Below are 6,000 nucleotides of genomic sequence, written 5' to 3' on the forward strand. Positions count from 1 at the left end.
TTATATATGATTACAACTTATTTCACAAATTTTTAAAAATTTATGCAGAATTTCCAGTAAATATATTTGCCGTTAGTCTCTAGCTATTTACATTCTTGGAATATAATATTAGAATATACTTTAATTCAGAATTTTATAAATATAGGAGCATGAGATGCTATAACATTCATCTATGAACAAAGAAAAATCCTATGGCATATTACTTCATGGATTGCAGGTGGAACAAACATTGTTAAACATATGTCAAGTCATAATTCATATCATTTTTCTATATTGTATTTATAGAATTGGTAACTGGATTCAGACTGCCTTTGATCTTATCATACCCGGCAGTGTCATCGGAATGATGATTCTTTTTATCCTGCTCACGACGAACGTTATAAAAGCAGCCTGGATAGAGAAAGGTGCTAACTTTATTATCAATAACCTTGTCTTATTTTTCATTCCTGCAACGGTTGGACTTATCAATTACTTGGATTTTTTCGCAGGGCCTGGATTTTTGCTCATTTTGATTGCTTTGTTTTGTACTTTGCTTGTTATCGCCAGCTCTGGTGCTGCAAGTCAATGGATGTTGGGCAGGAAGGAAAAATAACATGACAAATCTATTTATCGGATTCATAACAATCGTTGCAACCTGTTGTATTTATTTGATAGCAAAAAGGCTTCATAAAAGATGGGGATATCCATTTACAGTGCCTATCGTTACTTCAACCTTTTTCATCATTATAATTTTGCTAGTCTTCCAGATCTCTTATGAAACATTCATGATTGGAGGACAATGGATTAAAGAGCTGCAAGGTCCCGCAGTGGTCGCATTGGCCTATCCCCTTTATAAGCAGCGGGACATATTAAAAAAATATCTTACTCCCATCCTTATCGGATCCTTTGCAGGTGTATTTATCGGAATATCTGTTGGGATATTTCTTGCAAAATCAGCTGGATTTGAAGAAGCCATTATCATCTCCCTTACGACAAAATCGGTGACGATGCCTGTTGCAATCGCTATCAATGAAACGTTAGGCGGAGTGACTACATTGGCAGCGATCTTTGTCATGATTGCCGGGTTCGGAGGAATCTTTTTCAGTTCAGTCATTTATAAAATGTTTCGCATTAACGACGACGTTGCCAAAAGCGTCGGATTAGGCTGCGGCTCTCATGCCCTTGGAATTTCCAAAGCATTGGAAAGCGGTTTGCGGGAAGGTTCGATAAGCACCATCGCGATGATTGTCAGTGCTGTAACAGTTTCCGTTCTTGCTCCATGGCTCGTTGAACTATTATTGATAGATTCATAGTGATGAAAACTTGTTATGATAATAAACTTTCTTTTCATAGAGGAAGGTGAATCTAGTGAGAGTTTCCATATTTATTACGTGTCTATGCGATATTTTTTCTCCCCATGTCGGGAAGCACACCGTGGAAATACTGGAACGGTTCGGATGTGAAGTTGACTTTCCAGAGTTACAGACATGCTGTGGTCAGCCGGCGTATAATAGCGGTTTTTTCAAAGAATCGAAAGAAGCAATGAAACAAATGATGCGAGCCTTTAAAGATTCGGAATATGTAGTCGGTCCATCGGGCTCCTGCGTCGGGATGCTAAAAGAATATCCAAATCTGTTCAAAGGGGACCCGGAGTGGGAAGAAGAAGCTAGAAAACTTGCAGATAAATCGTACGAGTTAACCCAATTTCTCGTTGATGTCCTAAAAATTGTCGATGTCGGTTCAACGTTTAAAGGAAAGGTTACTTATCATCCTTCTTGCCATATGACAAGGCTTTTAGGCGTGAACGAGGCACCAATTACACTATTAAAACATATTGACGGAGTTGAGCTGATTGAATTGCCGGTTAAAGAAGATTGTTGCGGGTTCGGCGGTACTTTTGCCGTAAAAAACGCAGCAATCTCCGAAGAGATGGTAACAGAAAAATCACAGCATGTAACCGAGACGAAAGCAGAATATCTTGTCGGCGGAGATATGGGCTGCCTTTTCAATATTGGCGGCAAAATGCAGCGGGAAGGAAAAAAGGTGGAAGTCGTTCACATTGCAGAAATTTTAAATACAATCGGCTAGATGAAAGGAGGAATGTTTATGGGCCTAAAACTAAATGAATCAGCATATAAAGAACGGGTTCAAAAAGGGATTGAAGATGATTTTATGCGAAAAGCCGTTTCCTCTGCCCAGGGACGTTTCCGAACAAGGAAAAAAATACAGGAAGAAGCATTGGGAAACTGGGAAGATTGGCGGCGATTAGGTGAAGAGATCCGCAAGCATACGGTGGAAAATCTCGATTACTATTTGCAGCAGCTAAGTGATCAAGTTTCAAAACGTGGCGGAAATGTATTTTTTGCATCAACGGCAGAAGAAGCAAATGAATATATACAAAATGTCATTCAGAAGAAAAAAGCCAAAAAGGTTGTTAAGTCAAAATCGATGGTTACTGAAGAAATCAGTTTAAACCGCGCCCTCGAACAGATCGGTGCGGAAGTCGTAGAATCAGACCTGGGAGAATGGATTTTACAATTAGACGAAGAGCCTCCGTCCCATATTGTGGCCCCCGCCCTCCATAAAGACAGAGAGAAAATTCGCGAAACATTCGCAGAAAAAAGAGGCTACACGGGAACGGATACACCGGAAGAACTTGCGGCCTTTGCACGCAGCCAATTACGGAAAGACTTTTTATCGGCAGACGTTGGCATTACAGGATGCAACTTTGCTATTGCCGAGTCCGGAACGATTACCCTCGTAACAAATGAAGGTAATGCCGAAATGGTAACTGCCCTGCCGGACACCCTGATCACGGTAATGGGGATGGAACGCATTGTGCCGACTTGGGAAGAGATGGAAGTTCTTGTCAGTTTGCTCACAAGATCTGCAGTCGGGCAAAAATTAACGAGCTATATTACGGCATATACCGGAGTGCGTTCGGAAGATGAAATCGATGGTCCAAATGAATACCATCTTGTCATCGTGGATAATGGACGATCCAACATATTAGGAACCGAATTCCAAGCTGCCCTTCACTGCATCCGCTGTGCGGCCTGTATCAATGCTTGTCCCGTATATCGCCATGTTGGCGGACATGCATACAATTCCATTTATCCCGGTCCGATCGGCGCCGTATTATCCCCGTTACTGGGCGGCTATGATGACTTTAAAGAATTGCCGTATGCATCCTCGTTATGTGGTGCATGTACCGAAGCATGTCCTGTAAAAATTCCGCTCCATGAATTGCTCATCAAGCATCGGCAAATCATCGTGGAAAAAGAAAAAGCGGCACCATTGACTGAAAAAATTGGAATGAAAGGCTATGCAAAATGGGCTTCCAGTCCGGCTGCATACCAGCTCAGCACAAAAATGGCACGCCTTGCATTAAGCCCTTGGACAAATGACGATACGATAGAAAATGGCCCGGGACCTCTAAAAGAATGGACCAATTCACGCAATTTCCCTGCACCAAGCAAACAATCCTTTCGAACATGGTTTAAAGAAAGAGAAAAGCGTGGTGGAGCCTCGTGACAATTCAACATCGGGAAGCTTTTTTAAATCATATCGCTGCTAAATTAGGACGACCACGCCGGACAGAAGGTGTCAAACGGCCAAACTGGAGCGTCCACCCTCAACTTGAAGTATTTAATGAATTAACACAGGATGAATTAGTGGATGTGCTGGAAAAACAATGCGAATCCATTCATACTACTTTTAAGCGAACAGATAAAAACGGCCTAGGGAAGGTTTTAATAGAAACGATTAAAGCCTATAACGGAAAATCGATTATCGCACCAAATGATCCGCGAAATGAGGAATACGGTTTAACCAATCTATTTCAGGAAATCGGCAAAGAAATAGAAACGTATATTTGGGATTATACGAAGCATAAAGAAAATCAACGTTTTGCCGAAAGAGCAGATATTGGCATTACCTTTAGTGATATTACGCTGGCTGAATCGGCTACCGTAACCCTATTCCATCATAAAGGCCACGGCCGCTCGATAAGTCTGTTGCCGAAATCATATATCGCAATCATTCCAAAAGAAACCATCGTCCCCCGCATGACACAAGCTGCCCAGCAAATACATGCAGCAATTGCAAAAGGCGAAGATGTTGCATCCTATGTAAGTTTTATTTCCGGTCCAAGCAATAGTGCGGATATTGAAATGAACCTGATTGTCGGCGTACATGGACCGATACAGGCGACGTATATTGTTGTGGATTAAATGGCTTAACGGAAGCTATTTCTTCTTATACCTAGGGAAGAATTTGATGCACCCATATTCATCACGATAACCATCATCTGCATTGCTATGTTTATCATTGGTGTAGTCGGCTACAAACGAAGGGATCTTTCATAACGAACAAACTGCCAAAGTTTTGTCAAAAAACTCCTGGAAAATGACTTATTTATTTTCTGGGAGTTTCTTTATTACTGATATAAGATATAAAAGTTTTCCGTTATTGAAGGTTTGCACCTATTATCTCAAAATATTATTTGCCTCTCTTCTTTTTCCATTCATAAGGTTTCTTTGCCCATTCATAAAATTGAATAAACAAGACCAATAAAATAAATATGCCTATATTATCAATCCAACGTACTTCCTGGTGAAAAATTAACTGATAAACAACTGCCGTTACAAAGTATACCAATGAAAATCTAATGCTCTTTCTAAACATGCTACCACCCGCTTTCATCAAGCTTGTTATTCTTTCACGTCAGATGAATAAGCAACAGTATTTATACAATACAATTAGTTTAAACGGGTGTGTCAATAATTTTGTGTAAATAACCCTATTTCCGGTAGAAAAGTTAGCCTGCTTATTTTAGTTGATAAAACTTCTATCTCTAGGTTAAACACAGAGCCACAGCGGTAGCTGCTTGTCCTTGACCTTGTGCCTTTTCTTAGTTTTTGCTGGTTGGGTTCAGGGACCCGTCCAGCGAGAACTTAGAAAAGATCGGTCGTGGTACGCTCGGTGTGCGGATGAATTCTCCACATAGGGCATTATTTTTCCCATCCGCCAACGTACACACTACCACGACCGCAAACAAGGTCAAGGATGGCGGATCGGTGCGAGAGCTTAATCTTCCAGTGCTTCAAACATCTGTATCAATTCTGATTTTGCCTTTTCAAAGCCTCGATGACAACGCATGCCAAACTTGTGATTATAGTCTAGAAACCGTATTACAAGAAAACGTTCTAGGGATTCTTCATTTGGAAATTGTTCTTTGCGTTTGACATATCGTTTGATTTCTTTGTTAAAAGCGTCAATTAAGTTTGTTGAGTAGATACTGCGACGTATGGAAGCTGGGAAATCATAAAATGTTAGAATCTGTTCATTGTTCATCACAGATTCAATGACACGTGGATAAGGCTTTTCCCACTTGCTTTGCATCTGTTCTAAGGCTTCTAAAGCTTCTTCACGGTCTTTCGCTTGGTAAACGGCTTTAAAATCATCGAGAATGGCTGCACGATCTTTTACACGTACTTTACTAGAAATGTTTCGAGCGACATGTACACAACACACTTGATGCTTCGCCTTTGGATAGACACGGTGAATGCTATCTGTCATCCCTGGCAATCCATCGGAAATGAAAAGGAGGATGTTTTCTACTCCTCTTTCATGTAGGGAGTGGATGAGTTCTTCCCATACGTGAGAAGACTCTGTTGGTGCAATGGTAAAGTCTAAAACTTCTTTGTTTCCTTCTTCCGTAATACCAATAGCGATGTAGACAGCTTCTTTTTCAACCGTTTGACGTCGGACTGGAATGTGAGTGGCATCCAGGTAAATGCACACGTAGCGTTCTTCCAGCTTTCGTTCATGGAAAGCTTGCACGTCTTCAGAAACAAGTTGCGTTAGGTTCGAAACCGTTTGTTTGGAATAGTGATGTCCATACATCCGCTCGATGAGATGAGCGATTTCATTTGTCGTAATCCCTTTTTCATAAAGGTGAATGACAAACTGTTCCAGCGTATCATTGGAACGCTTATAAGGAGCTATTGTTTGTTGTTG

At 40.9% G+C, this 6,000-nt stretch carries 6 protein-coding genes; 5 read left to right on the forward strand and 1 reads right to left on the reverse strand.

Annotated elements, in window-relative coordinates; translation table 11 throughout:
- The first annotated feature begins 229 nt into the window (after window positions 1–229).
- The 5 genes from IEV18_RS11430 to IEV18_RS11450 are packed head-to-tail and all read left to right on the forward strand — an operon-like array spanning window position 230 to window position 4,211.
- Window positions 230–592: a CidA/LrgA family protein gene (locus IEV18_RS11430; RefSeq protein ID WP_229733641.1), complete on the forward strand. Its 363-nt coding sequence runs from the start codon at window positions 230–232 to the stop codon at window positions 590–592.
- Between the two features lies 1 nt (window position 593).
- A complete protein-coding gene (locus tag IEV18_RS11435; RefSeq protein ID WP_188392509.1) occupies window positions 594–1,292 on the forward strand; it encodes an LrgB family protein in 699 nt (232 codons plus the stop codon).
- A gap of 55 nt (window positions 1,293–1,347) precedes the next feature.
- The gene (locus tag IEV18_RS11440) at window positions 1,348–2,067 is read left to right on the forward strand and encodes a (Fe-S)-binding protein (protein WP_188392510.1); all 720 of its coding nucleotides are present in this window, start codon (window positions 1,348–1,350) and stop codon (window positions 2,065–2,067) included.
- Between the two features lie 18 nt (window positions 2,068–2,085).
- Window positions 2,086–3,513, forward strand: a complete 1,428-nt coding sequence (locus IEV18_RS11445; RefSeq protein ID WP_188392511.1) for a LutB/LldF family L-lactate oxidation iron-sulfur protein — start codon at window positions 2,086–2,088, stop codon at window positions 3,511–3,513.
- Complete coding sequence (locus IEV18_RS11450; RefSeq protein WP_188392512.1) at window positions 3,510–4,211, forward strand: LutC/YkgG family protein; 702 nt, start codon at window positions 3,510–3,512, stop codon at window positions 4,209–4,211. Before IEV18_RS11445 ends, IEV18_RS11450 begins: the two co-directional genes overlap by 4 nt.
- 856 nt (window positions 4,212–5,067) lie before the next feature.
- On the opposite strand, the gene IEV18_RS11455 is transcribed toward IEV18_RS11450, so the two are convergent.
- Window positions 5,068–6,000: IS256 family transposase (locus tag IEV18_RS11455; RefSeq protein WP_188392513.1), on the reverse strand; the 933-nt coding region annotated here is incomplete at its 5' end.

This window comes from Compostibacillus humi (assembly GCF_014637175.1).
GTDB lineage: Bacteria > Bacillota > Bacilli > Bacillales > Amphibacillaceae > Oceanobacillus > Oceanobacillus humi.